Annotated in this window: 21 protein-coding genes and 1 other RNA gene; 7 read left to right on the forward strand and 15 right to left on the reverse strand. The window is 39.4% G+C overall.

From position 1 onward, the window contains the following. Positions 1 to 87 precede the first annotated feature (87 nt). Positions 88 to 642 carry a hypothetical protein gene (locus ACXAF2_RS01090; RefSeq protein ID WP_475136988.1) on the forward strand — a complete coding sequence of 185 codons (555 nt, stop codon included), beginning with the start codon at positions 88 to 90 and terminating at the stop codon, positions 640 to 642. Positions 643 to 671: 29 nt separating this feature from the next. Here the strand turns inward: ACXAF2_RS01090 and ACXAF2_RS01095 are convergent, their stop codons facing one another. From ACXAF2_RS01095 to speD, 6 genes are all read right to left on the reverse strand, one after another. Continuing rightward, a complete protein-coding gene (locus ACXAF2_RS01095) occupies positions 672 to 1,250 on the reverse strand; it encodes a branched-chain amino acid aminotransferase (protein ID WP_475136989.1) in 579 nt (192 codons plus the stop codon). A 42-nt stretch (positions 1,251 to 1,292) separates the two neighbouring features. Further along, a complete protein-coding gene (locus ACXAF2_RS01100) occupies positions 1,293 to 2,042 on the reverse strand; it encodes an exodeoxyribonuclease III (protein WP_475136990.1) in 750 nt (249 codons plus the stop codon). Positions 2,043 to 2,216: 174 nt separating this feature from the next. Beyond that, entirely contained in the window at positions 2,217 to 3,596 is a 1,380-nt protein-coding gene (locus ACXAF2_RS01105) for a DEAD/DEAH box helicase (protein WP_475136991.1), read from the reverse strand. Between the two features lie 200 nt (positions 3,597 to 3,796). After that, positions 3,797 to 4,891: a PRK06851 family protein gene (locus ACXAF2_RS01110; RefSeq protein ID WP_475136992.1), complete on the reverse strand. Its 1,095-nt coding sequence runs from the start codon at positions 4,889 to 4,891 to the stop codon at positions 3,797 to 3,799. Between the two features lie 120 nt (positions 4,892 to 5,011). Continuing rightward, positions 5,012 to 5,812, reverse strand: coding sequence for a TIGR00266 family protein (locus ACXAF2_RS01115; protein ID WP_475136993.1), 801 nt, complete (start codon positions 5,810 to 5,812; stop codon positions 5,012 to 5,014). Between the two features lie 151 nt (positions 5,813 to 5,963). Then, positions 5,964 to 6,776 carry an adenosylmethionine decarboxylase gene (speD, locus tag ACXAF2_RS01120; protein WP_475136994.1) on the reverse strand — a complete coding sequence of 271 codons (813 nt, stop codon included), beginning with the start codon at positions 6,774 to 6,776 and terminating at the stop codon, positions 5,964 to 5,966. A 193-nt stretch (positions 6,777 to 6,969) separates the two neighbouring features. On the opposite strand from speD, the gene ACXAF2_RS01125 reads away from it, so the two are divergent. After that, positions 6,970 to 8,100, forward strand: coding sequence for a CAP domain-containing protein (locus tag ACXAF2_RS01125; protein ID WP_475136995.1), 1,131 nt, complete (start codon positions 6,970 to 6,972; stop codon positions 8,098 to 8,100). 75 nt (positions 8,101 to 8,175) lie between these two features. Here the strand turns inward: ACXAF2_RS01125 and ACXAF2_RS01130 are convergent, their stop codons facing one another. The 4 genes from ACXAF2_RS01130 to ACXAF2_RS01145 all read right to left on the reverse strand — a co-directional run bounded on the left by ACXAF2_RS01130 (position 8,176) and on the right by ACXAF2_RS01145 (position 13,085). Then, positions 8,176 to 8,895 (reverse strand): DsbA family oxidoreductase, encoded by a 720-nt coding sequence (locus tag ACXAF2_RS01130; protein ID WP_475136996.1) that lies wholly within the window; start codon positions 8,893 to 8,895, stop codon positions 8,176 to 8,178. Between the two features lie 82 nt (positions 8,896 to 8,977). Continuing rightward, complete coding sequence (locus ACXAF2_RS01135) at positions 8,978 to 11,560, reverse strand: DEAD/DEAH box helicase (RefSeq protein WP_475136997.1); 2,583 nt, start codon at positions 11,558 to 11,560, stop codon at positions 8,978 to 8,980. Between the two features lie 181 nt (positions 11,561 to 11,741). Further along, positions 11,742 to 12,188 carry a CoxG family protein gene (locus tag ACXAF2_RS01140; protein WP_475136998.1) on the reverse strand — a complete coding sequence of 149 codons (447 nt, stop codon included), beginning with the start codon at positions 12,186 to 12,188 and terminating at the stop codon, positions 11,742 to 11,744. 108 nt (positions 12,189 to 12,296) lie between these two features. Continuing rightward, positions 12,297 to 13,085, reverse strand: a complete 789-nt coding sequence (locus ACXAF2_RS01145; RefSeq protein WP_475136999.1) for an HAD family hydrolase — start codon at positions 13,083 to 13,085, stop codon at positions 12,297 to 12,299. Positions 13,086 to 13,243: 158 nt separating this feature from the next. Between ACXAF2_RS01145 and ACXAF2_RS01150 the strand changes: the two genes are divergently transcribed. Together ACXAF2_RS01150 and ACXAF2_RS01155 are read left to right on the forward strand one after the other, a co-directional pair. Beyond that, complete coding sequence (locus ACXAF2_RS01150; RefSeq protein WP_475137000.1) at positions 13,244 to 13,540, forward strand: DUF948 domain-containing protein; 297 nt, start codon at positions 13,244 to 13,246, stop codon at positions 13,538 to 13,540. Positions 13,541 to 13,683: 143 nt separating this feature from the next. Next, the gene (locus ACXAF2_RS01155; RefSeq protein ID WP_475137001.1) at positions 13,684 to 14,334 is read left to right on the forward strand and encodes an MtnX-like HAD-IB family phosphatase; all 651 of its coding nucleotides are present in this window, start codon (positions 13,684 to 13,686) and stop codon (positions 14,332 to 14,334) included. 219 nt (positions 14,335 to 14,553) lie between these two features. Here ACXAF2_RS01155 and ssrS read toward each other — a convergent pair. After that, positions 14,554 to 14,742: non-coding RNA, 6S RNA (gene ssrS / locus ACXAF2_RS01160), on the reverse strand. Positions 14,743 to 14,847: 105 nt separating this feature from the next. After that, a complete protein-coding gene (locus ACXAF2_RS01165; RefSeq protein ID WP_113967927.1) occupies positions 14,848 to 15,285 on the reverse strand; it encodes a peptidylprolyl isomerase in 438 nt (145 codons plus the stop codon). Positions 15,286 to 15,529: 244 nt separating this feature from the next. On the opposite strand from ACXAF2_RS01165, the gene ACXAF2_RS01170 reads away from it, so the two are divergent. Beyond that, complete coding sequence (locus ACXAF2_RS01170) at positions 15,530 to 15,826, forward strand: phage holin family protein (protein ID WP_148968893.1); 297 nt, start codon at positions 15,530 to 15,532, stop codon at positions 15,824 to 15,826. 73 nt (positions 15,827 to 15,899) lie between these two features. On the opposite strand, the gene ACXAF2_RS01175 is transcribed toward ACXAF2_RS01170, so the two are convergent. Further along, positions 15,900 to 16,421 carry a type 1 glutamine amidotransferase domain-containing protein gene (locus ACXAF2_RS01175; protein ID WP_475137002.1) on the reverse strand — a complete coding sequence of 174 codons (522 nt, stop codon included), beginning with the start codon at positions 16,419 to 16,421 and terminating at the stop codon, positions 15,900 to 15,902. A 394-nt stretch (positions 16,422 to 16,815) separates the two neighbouring features. On the opposite strand from ACXAF2_RS01175, the gene ACXAF2_RS01180 reads away from it, so the two are divergent. Then, positions 16,816 to 17,412, forward strand: a complete 597-nt coding sequence (locus tag ACXAF2_RS01180) for a peroxiredoxin (protein WP_475139066.1) — start codon at positions 16,816 to 16,818, stop codon at positions 17,410 to 17,412. Between the two features lie 38 nt (positions 17,413 to 17,450). Here ACXAF2_RS01180 and ACXAF2_RS01185 read toward each other — a convergent pair whose 3' ends face one another. Continuing rightward, a complete protein-coding gene (locus tag ACXAF2_RS01185) occupies positions 17,451 to 18,332 on the reverse strand; it encodes an NAD(P)-dependent oxidoreductase (protein WP_475137003.1) in 882 nt (293 codons plus the stop codon). Between the two features lie 170 nt (positions 18,333 to 18,502). On the opposite strand from ACXAF2_RS01185, the gene ACXAF2_RS01190 reads away from it, so the two are divergent. Further along, entirely contained in the window at positions 18,503 to 18,763 is a 261-nt protein-coding gene (locus tag ACXAF2_RS01190) for a hypothetical protein (RefSeq protein WP_475137004.1), read from the forward strand. A 41-nt stretch (positions 18,764 to 18,804) separates the two neighbouring features. Here the strand turns inward: ACXAF2_RS01190 and ACXAF2_RS01195 are convergent, their stop codons facing one another. Next, positions 18,805 to 19,161 carry a YidH family protein gene (locus tag ACXAF2_RS01195; RefSeq protein WP_475137005.1) on the reverse strand — a complete coding sequence of 119 codons (357 nt, stop codon included), beginning with the start codon at positions 19,159 to 19,161 and terminating at the stop codon, positions 18,805 to 18,807. Between the last annotated feature and the right edge of the window lie 45 nt (positions 19,162 to 19,206).

The following is a 19,206-nucleotide window of genomic DNA, read 5'->3' on the forward strand; positions in this document are numbered from 1 at the left end:
CCTTAAAATGACTATATTTCAAACGATAAAAATACTGTATAATTAAGCATATGGGAAAATCTACTACTTTAAAAGAGGGAATGAGAAATGCAAAGTAATAATATTTATATTTTACTGACAGACACTGGAACTCTTTTTACCAAATCCATCAAGAAATATACAAAAGCACCTTACAACCATGCCTCAATCTCCTTTGACCGAGACTTAAACGAACTATACAGCTTCGGGCGCAAACATCCAAACAACCCCATTAGTGGAGGATTTGTTAAAGAGGATATATTCCATGGAACCTACAGCAAATATCCCAATACCACATGTGTAATTTATCAATTAGAAGTAACGGAACGAGATATAGTAAAAATGAGGCGGGTTTTAAATGTGTTTAAGAGGAGTCGCACGAAATTTCTCTATAATTTATTAGGGGTTTTCGGGGTATCATTGAATGAACCTGTAGAATTCAGCAACTCGTACTTTTGTTCTCAATTTGTGGCAGAGATTCTCCAACGCTCAGGAATCAAATTATGGAATAAACTTCCTGCTTTAATTACACCTGAAGATTTCAGAAATCATTCACATTTGAAGCTGGTATATGAAGGTATATTAATTGACTATGAACCAATCAAACGAAAAAAAGCAAAATAATCCCCCTCGATTACGAGGAGGATACAACTTTAAGCCTCATCCACCTTTTGAAGGAGGTGGAATAGGAAATCGTATATGAGCTCGTAGGTAGCAATCATCGACAAGCCTTCATGAAAATCAGGGAGATCGTTTAAAGTAATGTTTAAATCCCATAATCCATCATCATTATTAAACAATAAGTCATAAGATGATTGGCCTTTAAGAGCATTGTCCAAATAATCCTCAATTTGACTGCGATATTTTTTTTGAAGCTTCAACCCCAGCATCGCATCATACGTTCCAAACACGTCATCCACTTCTATCGAAACAGCCTCCACCCCGATCACATCAAACCAGTCCAATTCCAGGAAAACAAACTCGTTTTTATGTTTTTTCAAGTAGGTGATTGGCTGATCTAGGAATATGAATGTTTCTTGAGCGATTAGTTCTTCCGTTTCCTTTTCACAACGCTCGATATATGCTTCTTCAAATCGCGAACCTGATTCCCGTGTCACTATCTTGTCACCTTCCAGGATTCCATGCTTTACTGCAAATTCTTTTTCCTGTGGAAATAAAGCAACGCTACCATTCATTTCTTCGATATACTGCATCAATCTCTTTCTTAACATCTTTTCCCTCCGCAAATGTAATTTCTCTACTTCTTTTATGCACTACTCTAACTCTAAGTATACAGGACAGTGATCACTTCCGAGTATTTCAGCATGGATTTCTGCGGTCTTTATAGAAGGTGTTAAACGGTTTGACACAATGAAGTAGTCAATTCTCCACCCAATATTCCGTTCACGGACATTACTCATATAGGACCACCAACTAAAGGCATCATCCCTTGTTGGATGGATATGCCGAAAGCTATCGACAAACCCTTCCTGAAGGAGCATGGTCATTTTCCCGCGCTCTTCATCAGTAAAGCCTGAATTCCCCCGATTTGATTTGTCATTTTTCAAATCTATTTCTGTATGTGCGACATTCAGGTCCCCACAAAGAACAACAGGTTTATGTTGTTCCAAATCAGTAAGATACTTCCGTAAAGTATCCTCCCACTCCAGACGTTCACTGAGCCTTGACAGATCCCTTTTTGAATTAGGTGTATATACATTCACCAAATAAAAAGAATCATACTCACATGTAATGATCCTTCCCTCAGGCTCCATATCTTCATTAATGCCGTAAGAGACAGACAGTGGCTTCTCTTTAGTGAAAACGGACGTTCCTGAATAGCCCTTTCGCTTCGCATAATTCCAATATTGATGGTATCCATCTAATTCTAATGTGATTTGTCCATCTTGAAGCTTTGTTTCTTGAAGGCAAAAAATATCTGCGTCCATTTGTTGAAAATACTCCAAAAATCCTTTTTTTACACACGCTCTAATTCCATTTACATTCCACGATATTAGTTTCATATTAATCTATTTAACTCCTTTACTCATAGCAATACCCTTTATTATCCTACCATAAAACCACCCGAAGGCATTCACTATACTGATATAACATACTTGAACACGAGATGTTATTCTGATATAACTTCATCCCACCCTTGAAATTTCGGCACAAAAAAACCATGCGTGTGCATGATTTTATCGTTTATTTTTTTGATTATTAGATTTAGAAGAGGACTTCTTTCCCGTTCTTCTCCCTGTAAAGGCAGGCTTCGTTTCATTTGCTGTCCCCTCCGAATGTGTTGAAGGTTTTTGCTTTAATGAGTTAGAGGATTTTTTGCTCGTTAATTGTTTATCTTTGAACTCGCCCTTTTTCCTTGACAGGGATTCCCGATCCTTACTATTCTTACTTCCTTGTCTTTTATCTCCCTTTTTCTTAGCGGTTGTTCTTGATTTTAAAGAAATGGTATTCCCTAGGTTTTGCTTTTGAATCCGACTATTCAGCTCTGATTCAATTCCGTCCAGAAGGCTTCTTTCTTCTGAAGAATAAAGGGTATAAGCTAATCCTGTTTCACCCGCTCTCCCGGTTCTTCCAATACGGTGAATGTAGGCCTCTGCATTTTCAGGCATGTCATAATTAAATACGTGAGTGACACCCTCAATATCCAATCCCCTGGAAGCCACGTCAGTCGCAACTAATATTGGTATGTCGCCGGCTCTAAATTGTTCCATTACAATTTCACGCTTTTCCTGCGGGATATCCCCATGGAGTTCAGCCACTTTGAACCCTTTTGATTTCAGCACTTGATATAATTTCGTGACCCGTCGTTTCGTTCTGCAAAAAACGATGGATTTACTCGGTTGAAATGCCTCTATTAATTGAATAACTGTCTCTTGCTTTGCCCTATCCACTGTGTAAATGGCAAATTGATTAATGGAAGTGGATTTTTCAGCATCCGCCACCTCGATAAATTGGGGAGTTTTCATATATTTGTGACCCAATTTTTTGATTTCAGCAGGTATCGTCGCAGAAAATAGCATCGTTTGACGATGAGCTGGCGTTTTCCTTAAAATTTCTTCAACTTTATTTAGGAAACCTATCTGGAGGAGTTGATCTGCTTCATCAATGACTAAAAACATAAGATGAGATAGGTCAAGATTCCCTCTTTTCAGATGATCTAATAGCCTCCCGGGAGTTCCAACCACAATAGTTACATTCTGTTCCAGTTCCTTGATTTCCTCCTCATGGCTTTTACCACCGTATACGGAAAGAACGCTAAACCCTTTGTTTTTCGTTGTGAGCTTCCTTATTTCACTTGTTACCTGGATAGCCAGCTCGCGCGTCGGGGTAATGATCAAACTCTGAATATGAGGGGTGAAACATTTACCTTTTTCCAGAATGGGTAAAACGTAAGCAAAGGTTTTACCCGTCCCGGTTTGAGCCTTAGCCATGACATCTTTTCCCTCCAAAAGGGTCGGTATCACATTTTCTTGTATGAGTGTCGGTTCACTTATTCCATTAGTAGATAAGGTCTTCTGAAGACTTTTTGAAAGTCCCAGTGATGCAAACGAGTTCAAAGATCATTCCTACTTTCTTAATAACAGATTTGACTTGTCTACTAATAGTGAAGGTTTGATGGTGAAAAAGCAAGAACAAAAAGGATCCTAATGACAAATCGTTCAAGCTAAACGTTCGTTAACCCTCTTGGGTATTTTTTCACCTAAATAAAAAACGCGATCACCTTATGATCATCGCGTTCTTGTCTTCACTCAATATACTACTTTTTTATTATTTCATTTATTTCCTGAAAGATTTCTTCTCTAATCGTATTCACCTTTGAAAAGTCCATGGCACTTATATAGATGGATTCAAGTTGTTCACGAAGGCATTTAGCTTCTTTAAGATATGAAATTGCTTCTTTCATTTTATCTTTATAGTCTTTTGTCGTTCGCTCTATATCGACAGCATATTTTTCATCTGTCCCTTGAGTAATGCATCTTTCATACATATCGATGATTTCATCAGATGCCAGTTCCGGGAAATATTCATGTGGTGCAGTACTATCGAAAATAGCGATTCCTTTTTCTCTAATGATCAACATATCAAGACTATTTGGGTCAAATCCACAATGATAAACCTCTACATCATAACCTTTTTCCTCTCCAGCAGAAGCAATTTTCTTTAACATCGTCGATTTTCCAGAACCTGCACGCCCTTTGATAAAGTAGCGCTTATCGACATCTTCTGTTAAATTCTGAATGTAGTCAACTGCTCCCTCAGGAGTCGCGGCACCTAAGAACCGATGTTTGACTGTCGAGGATTTTGAAAGACTCTTATCTTCAAAGAAGAGTGAAATTAACTCATTTGTTAATTCATTCGCTTTTGTGAAGTCCATATTGGAAATGTATATCTCTTCAATGTCATCATGAGCACTCAGGGATGCAGCAAAGGTATCGTATGCTTTCTGAAAGAATGAGGCAATTTTATCGTTTAAGCCAAGGATGTCTTCTTTGTGCGGCAATAGTTTCTTTGAGTCCCATGCCGCTCCTAAATTCACATATTCTTCAATAACACCGGGTGCTTTCGGTTCTATAACATGAGGAGCCGTCCCATCCACAATGCCGATCCCAAATTCAGGGAGGAGAACACCATCGATTGAGTGATTATCGGAAGCGCAATGTAAATAATCAACCTCTAACCCTTTTCCCTCAAACCGTTCTCCAACCGACTTCATCAATGAGGATTTACCTGTCCCGGGACCACCCTTCAGGATATAAATCCGCTCTAATCCATCTAACACCGAATCATAAAGACTGTAAAAGCCTTTAGCGGTATTCCCCCCAGCATAATAATGACGAACCTTTCCTTTCATGAGATCACCCTTTCACATTATATATTTAAACATATGATGTGGGGTCTAAATAGGTGAATACCCAAGTAAAGCGAAAAAACACTTCCACGAATGGAAATGCTTTTTATGTATTGCTGTGAATCAATCGTCTCCGTTTAGAAAGTCACCGATTCCACCAAGTAAACTTCCCTCACCAGACGAACGGCCTCCACCCTGGGGAGCACTCGCATAAATTCTTTCAGCTAAGCGACTGAATGGAAGTGACTGAATCCAGACGGTTCCAGGTCCACGGACAGTGGCAAAAAACAATCCTTCTCCTCCAAGGAAGGCAGATTTGATTTTCCCTACATACTCGATATTGTAGTCCACATCTTTCGTCATGGCCACTAAGCAACCCGTATCTACCCGTAACAATTCGCCAGGTTGAAGTTCTTTTCTATAAATCGTCCCTCCAGCATGAAGGAAGGCTAATCCGTCGCCCTCAAGCTTTTGCATAATAAATCCTTCACCGCCGAAGAAGCCTGTTCCTAATTTCTTTTGAAAATCGATCCCGACAGAAACTCCCTTTGCTGCACATAGAAAGGCATCCTTTTGACAAACAACTTTACCGCCTAATTCACTTAGGTCAACCGGGATGATTTTTCCTGGATAAGGAGCAGCGAATGATACATGCTTTTTCCCCCGCCCCTCATTGGTGAATACGGTCATGAACAAGCTTTCACCCGTTAATACACGCTTTCCTGCACCAACAAGCTTTCCTAAAAACCCCCCGGTCCCACTGCCCTTGGAACCATCTCCAAAGATCGTTTCCATTTCTATGCCGTCTTCCATCATCATCATTCCGCCGGCTTCGGCTACGGCACTTTCTCCTGGATCCAATTCTATTTCAACAAACTGCATATCATCCCCATGCAATTTATACTCGATTTCATGTGAATTCATTCATTATTCCTCCTTTTAAATTCAAGCATAATTACCTATTCTCCAAGACAGGTACATTTCCCTTCTCCCATTGATTTTTCACAATAATGAGATTTTAAGTAAAAAACACCACGTTACGAATCAATTCGTACGTGGTGTCTTTCCGTTATGATTACGGTTGAGATATGTTCTTACCGTAGAAGATTTCATCCATTTCCATTTTTACTTTATCTGTAATTTCATCCATTTCACTTTCATCCAGTTTATCTTTTGTATAGCCGAATAAATAATTATTTAAATCAAACTCTTTCAACTTGCATTTTGTATGAAATATATTCTGAGGATATACATTTACATCAATCATGTCATACTCATCTTTGATTTCCTCTGGTATGTAATTCTGAATCGAATTAATATCATGATCGATAAATAATTTTCGACCATTGATATCACGTGTAAATCCTCTCACCCGATAATCCATCGTCATGATGTCTGTGTCGAAGGAGTGAATAAGATAATTCAATGCCTTAAGTGGAGAAATCTCCCCGCAAGTAGAGACATCGATATCTGCCCGGAAAGTAGAAATCCCTTCGTGAGGATGATACTCAGGATACGTATGAACAGTGATATGGCTCTTATCAAGGTGCATCGTAACTGTAGATGGTAATGGTCCGGGTGATTCATCAAAATGTTCCGTAGGGACTTCAACTATCGGCCCTTCAGAAACCAGGATGGTCACACTCGCACCCTGTGGGACATAATCCTGCTTAGAAACGTTCAAGACGTGTGCGCCAATAATATCCGAAACATGTGTCAGGATCTTTGTTAACCGATCAGCGTTGTATTGTTCATCGATATATTCAATATACGCTTCACGCTCTTCACGGGTCTTAGTATAGCAAATATCGTACATATTGAAACTTAATGACTTCGTTAAGTTATTAAATTCATGTAGTTGAATTCGTTCTTCATGAGATAATTTCATTGTGAATTTCCCCTTATATGTAAGTTTGTCATGCCTGCCTATGCTTTTATCTTACCCAGAGCCAACCATGATAAAACAGGTTCTTTTGATTGAAGATGGTTGAAAATGGGTACTAAACATAGTGAATAAGCATTTCCCTTTTTACTTATTAATAAATTTGGATACAATGGAAGATAGAATGGAGTGTTAACAATTGAGACGATTGTTTTTTCTTATTATGATAGTTGCTTTTGCCTATATATCAAAACCCGCATGGGAAGACAAAGTGGAAGCAACAGAATTCGATTCTGTTCTCACAAAAATTGAAGAAATAAAGAACAGTCCTAAAGTGAAGGACACCTTCGATCAACTTTACAACGAAGTAAACCTTCTGCTCATAAAATTGGACGAGTCATTTAGAGATCTCGAAGATCCTTCTGATACAAAGGAAAAGAACCCGGTAGAAAAACCTGCTTTAACAGTACCAAGTGATCAAACCTTCTCTATTTATAATATTGTAATGGGAGATTCAAAAGATAAGCTTGAACAGGAGCTGGGAGAGGCAAAGAGACAATCCACTAATGAATACGGAGTTTCCTGGAATGCATATCACGAAAACTACCGTAATTTCTTAATGATTTCGTATGATGAAAATAACCAGGTTAATGGCCTTTACACCAATCAAGACCTCCTTTCCTCCTCATCGGGAATTGAAATGGGGGTATCCAAAGAGGTGGTTCAGAATGAACTCGGTGAGCCACTCTCAAATATCCGAAAAGGATTGACTTTATATCAGCTCCAAAACAATGGTGAACAGGAAGTCTATCAAGTGGATGGAAGCTACGTAACTGTGTTCTATGACAAGCATGAAAGTGACACCGTCACTGCCATACAAATAATCGATGAAAGCTTGGAAGCTAATAAGAAGAATTTCTATTCAGAAGCGAGTCCCGAGTTGAAAGAAGGATTTGAATTCCAGCTCTTTGACCTCACAAATGCTACACGTGTGGAAAAAGGGTTAAATGCTCTCTCATGGGACGATCAAGTCAGGGACACGGCAAGAAAACATAGTCTCGACATGGCGGAACAGAACTATTTCAGTCATACCAATCTAGAAGGTGAATCCCCATTCGACCGCATGGAAGAAGATCAGGTAGCCTTTCGTACCGCAGGAGAAAACTTAGCCTATGGACAATTAAGTTCCATCTTCGCCCATGAGGGACTGATGAACTCAAAAGGGCACAGGGAAAACATCCTTCAACCCCATTATGAACATTTAGGTGTCGGAGTCGCATTCAATGGAAAAGCACAGCCTTATTTCACAGAGAACTTCTTCAGTAATTAACGTAAAAATTCATATTCACTAAAAAAAGCAAGTGAGGATCCCTCACTTGCTTTTTTGCTGAGCATTTTATTGTGGTTATGGTTTAGATGGAGGAACCTCGCATCCATTTTCGTCACAAGCCATTCCATCGGTTCCCAGCGGCTGAAGTGAAGCCGGTTGATTCTCCTCTTCCCATACTTTCTGGATGGAGCTTAAAACTACGTCACTTGGCTGTGCACCTGAAATAGCGTATTTACGGTTGATCACAAAGAATGGGACACCCTGTACACCAATATGTCTTGCTTCTTCTTCATCGGTACGTACATCCCGTGTGAATTCTTGACCTTTCAATACGGCTAGTGATTCTTCTGCATCCAATCCCGCTTGTTCCGCTAATCCTACCAGCGTTTCCTTGTCACCGATATGCTTTGAAAGAGTAAAGTGAGCTTGTAATAGTAATTCAGTAAGCTCTGCTTCTTTTCCTTTCGTTTTCGCATATTTTGTCAGGCGGTGTGCATCGAATGTATTCGTCGGAATACTGGTATCGAAGCGAAAGTCCAGACCAACCGTTGCAGCTTGTTTCGTCATACTGTTTGTCATATTTTTTGCTTGTTCAAGAGATGTTCCATACTTTTTCGAAAGAATTTCCTGAATGCTCATATCTGTTTCCACGGGTGCATGTGGATCTAATTCAAAGCTTTTGAAAGCGACCTCGACTTGATCTCTTTCAGGGAATTTTTGGAGAGCTTCCTCTAAATGACGTTTCCCTATATAACAAAATGGACAAACAAAATCTGACCAAATTTCAATTTTCATACATAACACCTCTGTTTACATTTTCAATTCTTATCTGATCGTACCATAAATCGCATGTTTCCTCTTGTAAATTGCTCACGGTTTACGAATATGGAGGCTTTCTTCTCGTTCTTCTTTTCACTCTGGCTGTATGACACCTATCACAAATTGGAAACCCGAAGTTTGGAGGTAATTTCTTTCCGCATTGTTTACAGGAGTGACTCATACTCGTGACCTCTGTCCTGAGACTTTCGTAAACTCCATCGGCAATTTCACTTCTAACCCGCTCCCAGTAATAGGCCTCTGTTTGTCTTCCCAACCGATATAGGAATAAGAGATGCAGACCGACAGCCTTGTAGGAAACCTCTTTTTGTTCCAGGTTTTTGTTATTTATAGGTGGTTCGGGTAACTCTTCTCCGTGTACAATGGCGTACATGCACTCTAACCATTGCTCGGTTAACTGAGCCTCTTTTTTTGAAAAAGGAAGATGTAAAAATCCGTACAGGTCATTTAACGTAAGCTTTGCCTCGATATCGGTTCCACGAATTAGTTCGTATAGCTCCCTTTCTTCAAACAGGGTGGCTTTTTCCGTGCCATAAGGACTTTTGAATTTCTCCCAAAAGTAGAAAAACGTATCAAGGTCATGGTAATAGCGTTGAAAACGTTCAAACACACCGCTTGTCGGTGCGATGGCAAAGGTTTCGAGAGATCGATCGGGCTGATCTAACAGAAGCTTCATTACTTTAATATCCTTTGTAAAAGCTACTTTCCCTTCATTGTACAGTCCCTTTCTCCCGGCACGACCGGCAATCTGCTTTACTTCCTGTGATGTCAGCCTTCTCCTTCTCGTTCCGTCAAATTTATCGGTTTCCAGGAATACAATTCTTCGTATCGGTAAATTCAAGCCCATTCCGATTGCATCGGTTGCCACAATTACATTTGTCTTTCCTTTAATGAATTGCATCATTTGTTTCTTTCTTGTTTCAGGAGGCATACTGCCGTAGATCATGCTGACCTTATGTCCATTATTTTGCAACCTTGATGCCGTATCCAAAACTTTTTTACGGGAAAAACAAACGAGAGCATCTCCTTTTTTGGCATGCCGCAATTGGAATTCTTTCGATTCGACTTGCAAAGGAATTTCTCTTTTGTAATCATGGACTTCGATGTTTCCTTCACCCACTAATTCCATTAGCAGGTCCCGGACATTTTCACTTCCGATGATATGTACCTCTTTTGCCCTTGCTTTTGTAATAGCACGGTACCAGGAGAAACCTCTATCTTGATCGGCCAGCATCTGAGCCTCATCGATTACGATCACTTCATATTCGTCCTTTTCTCGGAACATCTCTACTGTAGACGATACATGCTTTGCCAAAAGAACTTCTTTTTCCTCTTCTCCTGTTTTCAGATTACAAGGGACTCCATCTGCGTTCAATGCATCAAATACCTCCAGTGCGAGGAGGCGGAGTGGAGCTAAATACATGCCGCTTTTCGCTTCTTTCATCCTGCTTATGGCATGATGGGTTTTCCCAGTATTCGTTTCACCGATATGGAGTGTATACTTGATATCCCCACGGAATGAAGGACTATACTCCCTTCCAAAAATATCATCCATCATTCGCTGTTCTTCTTCCTGCTTCCTTTTCAACTCTGCTAACTCAGCAGCCTTTCTCTTCTCACGCTTATGTTTATCACTTTCATATATGGAAAGGTGAATATTCTCATCAAAAGGAACTTCTACAAGCTGAAATAAGTCCACAACATACTCCTCTTGAATCCTGGTGAAAAAAGTCGACTTTAACGTAAGGAGAAAATGGTGGCTAAGCCTGCTCAAACGTTCTTCCGATAATGCCTGATCGAATACCTCATTGTAAGCCGACAATAATTCATCGGGCATATGAATGAGGAGCGAGCGGTATACAATTTGCTCTGAATAGTAAAAGACGAAGCGCTCATAGGGATAGAAATAGGTTTCGTATTCCCATACGTGTCCATCCCAGTTTTCACTCTTCTTGTGAATGGAGCCTGTAAACTCCTTAAGGAAGTCAGATACCGTTGTAAAAGAATCACTAGTGAAGTTTCCTTCCTCTTCCAGTCTCTCTTCCAGCATATATGGTTCAGTATGTCGATATTTTGTTTTTGATCCCAGATCTTGTACAATTTTTCTAGCAAATAAATAGCGTAACTCGACATACCAGTGCAGTTCAAACTTATCCATTTGCTTGTTTATGAAAGAGAGGATTTCTTTTTGAATATCCTTTTGAAGGGCTGCTTGCTTTTTTTCTTCGTGCTTTTTTATATAGTTTTCTCTAACATGTTGATGGCGCCCCTTCCAATCGTTTGTTGAAGGTGGCTGTTCCATTAACCAGTTTAAAATATGAAATGGCTGAAAATCTCTTATCTCATTGCGAAATAACTTGTTAATCAGTTTCTTATCCGTCCCTTCGATATCATAACCTTTCTTTCTTAAGAAGGCTTTTTTATGGCTGCGAAGAACCTCGTTGGTTACTTTGTTAAGCCAGATATTCGTCCAGATATTGTGAAAGAAAGCACTTCTTTCTGTAACATAATCCTGAAACGAGGGACATTTCTCATGTTTCTCTAAGTAAAGTGTGATATCATCTTCTATTTTTCGTTTTGTTTCCTCTATGGCTTCTTCACGAAGTATTTGAAGGTTTTGCATGGTAAGACCCCTTTATATGTTTTACGCGTTATTCTTATATGTACTTTATAGTGTATGTATTTCTTCTTTATCTAACAAATCTCTTGCTTACAAATAGTTCATTATAGCATACATGCTGTACCTAATTGATGATAAAATTAGGAAGCAGTGACACGCAAGCCCCGAATTTGGGGCTTGCGTGTCACTGCTTGCCTCTCTCAATCGCTTGCCCAACCGCTTCTGTTAGTTCCATGGTGAGCTCTTGCACCATTTTATCAAATGTAGATTCCAGAATTTTAGCCAGTGAACTCGTGGATTCAATTGATAACACTCCCGTCATAGCCGTGATGGAAGAGTTTACTTCATCAGCCTTAAAAAAACCTTCACCTGTAAACTTTTGATTGATCCCCCTTAATATGAACTTCACTTCGGATGGTTCCTTCCATTCTGTAATCAGTACCTTTACATGCACCTTTTTGCTCATCACTCCAACACGCAGGGTGAATTTCCAAGTCGATTGAACGTCAGAAATAACGGTATGCTCTTTGTATCCAGGAACAAGAGGCGCCCAGGCATTCATATCACGAATGAATTCCCATACATGTGAGCGTGATGCATGAACGTTAACATGATGAATTCCTTTTCCCATGAAAGTACCCCTTTCCTTATTAATTGAGAGGTCCGTGAATAGTATGTATGGTAAATGGCTATTATGCCTTGTGGAACTTATAAAAAAGAAGCTTCACAAGGAAGCCTCCTATTTCATGTTATTTACGATCTCTAGAACTTCATGGAGCTCTTTGATTTCATAATCAGGAATGATATCCTGAAGTTTTTGCTGACGGCGATTAATCCATACCGTTGTGATACCGAGATTTGAAGCCCCGAGAATGTCTGTATTTAAATTATCTCCCACCATGATCACTTCGTCCTTTTGAAGCCTAAGCCTCTCTAATGCATGAAGGAACATGGATGAATCCGGTTTCCCTTTCCCGATATCTCCTGAGATGATAATTTCTTCAAAATAAGGGATGAGTTCAGGAGTGATATCAAGCTTTGTATTTTGTAAATGGGGAGATCCATTCGTTAATAACAACAGTTTAAATTTCTCCTTCACTTCATTCAGCACACGAAAAGTATCTTCGTACACAAAAGGTCTCTCTTTTCTTTCCATGCGAAATCTTTCTGATAATTCCTCCCCAAGATATTCGTCCTTAATGCCTAAAGACTTTAATCCTGACGTCCAGGCCTTTTTGCGGTAAGTTGGGACGATTTCTTTCATCTTATGGAAGCCTTCATCATGTTCATCCAGAAAGTCTCCCCAAAGTCCTTCGAATGGGTTGATACCAATATTTTGTGTAAATTTATATGTATCATAGGTTGAATACAACTTAGTCGCAGCTTCTCTTACACTAAGCTCTAATTCTTGGGGATTCACCCCTACTCTCGCCTGTGCATAACCGCAAGTTGCTTTAAACGCTTCCTCAATACTTTTAGAGTCCCATAATAATGTGTCATCCAAATCAAACATGATGGCTTTAATCATCTCTTTCTCCCCCTTTTTCGTTTACGCCTGAACTTATATTTTAGATTACTAGCTATATGGGAATTAGTAAACCAGAAAGAGAAATAAATTTCTTCACGTTATTTTCAACGTTTTTAGGGAATATAACTAAAAACAACGTATATTGAGGTGATTTTTACATGTGGATTGTATATGCAAGTATGGTGTTAATTGTGATTGCTATAGTCATGTTAGGAGTCGCGCTAATGAAAACAATGAAGAAGACCAGACCCATTATTAATGAAATGAATCAAACGGTTTCGAACATTCAAATCAGAATGGATAAAATTTCTTCTGAAGCAAAGCTGCTACAAGAAACACAAGGGGAGATTCAGGGAGATATCGAATACAAAAAGACAACCATTACCAACACCGTTCAAGAAGTCAAACGCACCCCAGAAGTTTTGAAAGGATTTATTACCAGCATGAAAAAATAAAACACGATCACCTTACTTTTTAGTGAGGTGACTTATTTATATGCAGTTTAAGTTTACATAATATTATTAAAGTTTACCCATACTTCCCACCTTGCTTTTATACATGATACAATCGATTGAACTAATAAAGAGGAGGAGAAGGTATGAAAAAATGGGCATTTGTTTCTGACTTTGATGGTACGATCTCTAAAAAGGATTTTTATCATCTTGTACTGGAGAAATACTTTGAAGAGGGACAAGCTTTATACAAACAATGGAAGTCTGGAGAAATAAAGGACATCGACTTTTTGCGTCAGGTTTTCACGTCCATACATCAAGAAGAAAGTCAGATCATTGAAGATATACATTCTCTGGAGATTGATGAACACGTTCCTTCCTTCATCCGTAAAGTGCAGGCACAAGGAGGGGACTTCTATATATTAAGCGCAGGTTCAGATTACTATATACATCATATTCTTGGGCAATACGGAATTAAAGGCGTTGATGTATACTCAAATGAAGGATACTATAAAGAGAAGAATGTACATTTGAATATTGATCCTGAACATCCACATCACTCTGAAAGATATGGAATCGACAAATCAAAAGTTCTTACTGATCTTAAAAAAGAGTATGAAACCATATATTTTGCTGGTGATAGTGAACCAGATAGTCATCCTGCCAAAGTGGCAAACATCACTTTTGCCATGAAAGCATTACAGGATATCCTGAAAGAAAACAATACCCCTCATATTGAAGTGGATAGTTTTAATGACATTGAGCAACATCTCATATGTATTGGTGTGCTGCGCTAAATCTTTTTGCTTATCTTGCCCTTGCGTGATACAATAATCTTGCCTCTCCCGAACATTCGCTTGTTGCGGGACACTTAACCATGTACGGACGGGAGGGGCCTCGCTAAAAAACCTTCAGACCGAATTCCCTTTAGGAATTCGGTCTTTTTTATTGGCTATTCATTATAAAGATATGAAAAAAGCCAGCCCCCGATTGGGAACTGGCTTGAGATACTGATGTAAGGAGCCACATTTGCCGTAATTTGATATAAGAAAGTTTTAAACCACCACTCCTCAAAGTGGGTGTTTGCAGAAGGTTTCCTGTCGTCCTCAAATCGTGGAGGCTTGACATTCCAACTTCGATGTAAAACTCCCTATTACAGTTTAAAGGTTAAAACTTCGTTATGATTACGTACAACGCAGCCTGTACTAGTATAATACATCATCATGAATTGCATTTCAACTATTGTTTTTCTTTACCATCAATAGATAGTAGCTAACAAATGAATCGGACCAAGGTCCGTCCCTCTTTCATTACGCGTCGTATACTTCCATTTTCTCCATAACATCGCCGTTTTTCATTGATTTAGCGATGTCGATTCCTGAAGTCACTTTTCCGAAGACGGTATGAACGCCGTTTAGGTGAGGCTGTGGCTCGTGAACGATGAAGAACTGACTTCCTCCTGTATCTTTACCTGCATGGGCCATGGATAATGATCCTTCTTCATGCTTATGTGGATTTCCTTCTGTTTCACATTTGATTGTGTAACCAGGGCCACCCATACCATTACCATTAGGGCATCCGCCTTGGCTCACGAAACCAGGGATGACACGGTGGAAGCTTAAACCGTTGTAGAAACCTTCGTTTGCTAATTTTTCGAAATTTGCCACTGTTCCTGGTGCTTCATTTGGAAATAGATCAAATTCGATTTTTTCACCTGTCTGAAATTGTATGTATCCTTTTTTCGCCATTAGTAACAGCTCCTTTTTTATAATAGGTCAATCAATATAATATCATTGAACAATTCTAATGTCACTTTAAAGGTCCGTTTTCAATAGGAAAACAATTCGTTGAACGTACCACTTCAATTATTTTCAACGTTTGTTCCTGCTGTTTTCACTATCCTCTAAATCTTCGGGTACAGGTTGTCATGAAACACCAACCTGTTCGAATAAGCTTTAAAAGAAGTCATTTTTCTTTTAGGGAGTGAAACATATGATCGAAAATTTATTGAGTGGTATTTCAATCGATCCCCAAGTCACTGTACTCGTTCCAGTGCTATGGGTTTTAGGGTATGCATTGAAGCGAACTCCTCACATTCCGGATTGGTTGATTATCTGGATCTTGTTACTCGCAGGAGTTGCTGCCAGCGGCTGGACTTTGGGGTTTGATTTCAATGGTATTGCCAATGGATTCATCGCAACGGGTGCAGCGATTACAACCCATCAATCTGTTAAACAGACGTTTTTCGCTCGGGTGAATGATCGAAATAAAAGAGAAAAAAAGAAATAGGGGCGAAAAAGGACTGGTCCACATGAAACTAACATTACAGTTTCTCACGGCGCCAGTCCTTTTAATTGTGCATTTATTTTGCTAATACTTCAATGAATTCTCTCATATAGTCTGGTAAGTCAGGTGGTCTGCGGCTTGAAACAATATGACCATCTGTGACGACAGGTTCATTTACCCAGGTTGCCCCTGCATTTTCCATGTCATCTTTTATTCCCGGTGTGCTTGTGACTTTTACACCTTGAAGAATCTTGGCTGAAATCAAAACCCAACCTGCATGACAGATTTGACCGATCGGCTTCTTACTCTTATCCATGGTTTGAACCATAGAAATCACATCTTCATAGCGACGCAACTTATCAGGTGACCATCCACCCGGTACGAGGATGGCATCATAGTCTTCCGGATTGATATCTTTAAACGCGTATTCTGAAACAATCGGAACCCCGTATTTTCCGATGTATTCTTGATTTGCATTTTCACCGACAATATGTACAACTGCTCCTTCTTCACGCAAACGTAAAACAGGATACCATAGTTCAAGATCTTCAAAATCTGCACTTACTAATTGAATGACTTTTTTACCCGTTAGCTTCAACAGGATCCCTCCTCACTTATCTTCACTATCATTGTCTAAGTTATGTATGGATATTGCAAACAATAAATCTTAGTTATACGGACTATACTTCTTAATTGCTTGAATGATTGTTTTTGTTTGGAAATAGGATACAAGGAAGGCAACTACGGTCATGATAGAACCAAACGTGTATATAAGGGGCGATAATTGCTTAAACGATTTTCTTTTCAAAAGAATCACCTTACCTTCAAATTTGTAACAACACTCTCCTATTATTCCCATTTATGAAAGAAGTATGATATAGAAAGGAACCTTCTATCGAATCATATAAGGTCATGATCAGGCATATGTTGATAGTACTGTTTCTGAAAGGGGTGAACCGATGAATAACCGCCACTATTCAATTAATCCTGAAATGAGAAGTGAAGAATGTTCCTTACCGTTTTGTGCACAAACCAATGATCCAGCCCCTCTCTTTGTTGCTGAGGCATATGATAACGCGCAAAAGAAAATAAACACCGTTAACTTAGGATCGTACAGGGGTAAATGGGTTATTTTATTTTTTTATTCAAGTGATTTCACCTTTGTTTGACCTACTGAACTGGCAGCGGTCGCTGCTATTTACCCTAAATTTCAAGCATTACAAACTGAAGTATTTGGAATAAGTACAGACAGTGTGTACGCTCACAAAGTGTTTACTGAAGTATCGCCATCTGCTTCTAAAGTGCAATTTCCGTTAGTGAGTGATCGAAATCATCAAATAAGCAGATCTTATCGGGTATTAAATGAGCGTGCAGGAGCTACGTTCAGAGCTACGATTATCATCGACCCTGAAGGATTGATAACGTCAAAAATGATTTACCCGCCTGAAGTTGGTCGGAATACCTATGAAATATTGAGAATGCTCGAAGGTATCCAATATGGAAGAAAAACGGGAGCAGGCGTTCCTGCAAATTGGCTGCCTAACCAATCAGGGATTCAGAAAGATCCTGATTTCATTGGAAAAATATAAAAACGGCTCCATCTATTCTTCAATGGGCCGTTTTTATATTAATTCTCCAACAGTTTGATTAGAGCTTGAGTGCCGCTGTTTCCTTCACCATTTTGAGCCAACTCTTCATATAATGAGAGAGCTAACTCTAACCCCGGTGTTTTGATTTCCATCTCCCTTGATGATTCCAGGGCTATCTTAAGATCTTTGATAAAGTGCTTTACATAAAAGCCGGGAGCATAGTCCTCATCAATCATTCGTGGAACCAGATTGCTAAGGGACCAGCTGCCTGCCGCTCCCGAGGTGATACTCTTAAGCACAATATCTGGATTCAAACCTGATTTCTTCGCATAAAGAAGGGCTTCACTTACTCCCATCATGTTAGAAGCAATCGTGATTTGGTTGCACATCTTCGTGTGCTGTCCAGCTCCTGCCTTACCTTGATACACAACATTTGAACCTAGAAGGTCTAAAAGGGGCCTTGCAGTTTCGAATGATTCCTCGTCTCCTCCTACCATGATTGAAAGCCTTGCTTCTTTGGCTCCGATATCTCCACCTGAAACGGGGGCATCCAATGTGGATACTCCTTTATCCTTGCCTACATCAAATATTCTCTCTGCTAATTTTGGAGATGAAGTGGTCATATCAATAGCAAGTGAATCACGTTTTAAGTGATGAAGAATTCCATTTTCACCGAGGTAAATTTCTTCTACGTCTTTAGGATATCCTACGATCGTAATGACTACATCTGAAATCTCAGCCACTTGCCTTGGTGTGTCTGCCCATTTTGCACCTCTATTGATGAGCTTCAATGCTTTATCTTTCGTGCGATTGTATATGACCACCTCGAAACCGGCCTCGAGCAGATGACCAGCCATGCTTTGCCCCATTACACCTGTTCCAATAAATCCAATGACACTTTGTTTAGTAATATTCTTCATTAACTGCCTTCCTCCCTTGCTTGACATCTATGTATATTTTTAACTAGAACTCTATAATTGTCCACTCCTGTATTTATTTGAATCTATCTCTAATGTTTAAATTCTTGTATGCCGGGAAAATAAAGAACATACTACACAAACTATATTATTCCTGAAGGAGGAAGAATAAAATGAAAGTAAATAAAACCTTACTTGTTGGTGCGACGGTTACAGCTGGTTCATTAGGATGGATCTTATCATCGAAGGAGAAACGTAATCAGTTGCACAATGTTAAAGAAGGATTGATAACGAAATTCAAAAAGAGAAGAAAAGAAGACCTACCTGTTGAAAAAGGTGGAAACCCAGACCCTGCAAATATTGAAGACAATTCCATGGTGAGTGAAGGAGCCATGACATCGGTTCAATATTACAATGAAAAAAAACAAGATTAATAAAGCTGAACGGGTGGGTTTAACCCCCTCGTTCAGCTTTTTCAATTCAGCATAAAAAAATATACGGTTACAAATAAAAGGACAACAGTTGCTACAATCGCCATCATCTTGATGAAGGCATCTGCAGATACAAATGTTTGTGTATTTATATGTCTCCTAGTTCGGTAGTAGTTAACGGTCGATCCAATAATGATAATTAACCCGATAAAGATAGAAACTCCACTAATGGAGACGGCGATTCGATCTTGGACGGCATCTCCTTGAAGCGAGTTATAATGCAAGCTTGTTGTAAGGAAACCAATCCCGATAATAGCGATCGCTGTTCGAATCCAGGCCAGGAATGTTCGTTCGTTTGCTAAGTGCTGCTGAATATATTTTGATTCATTTGTTCCGTTCATGCATGTCCACTTCCCTGGTTTTCCATTTACATGCAAACATCCTCT

This window comes from Rossellomorea sp. ABR4_004, assembly GCF_056159585.1.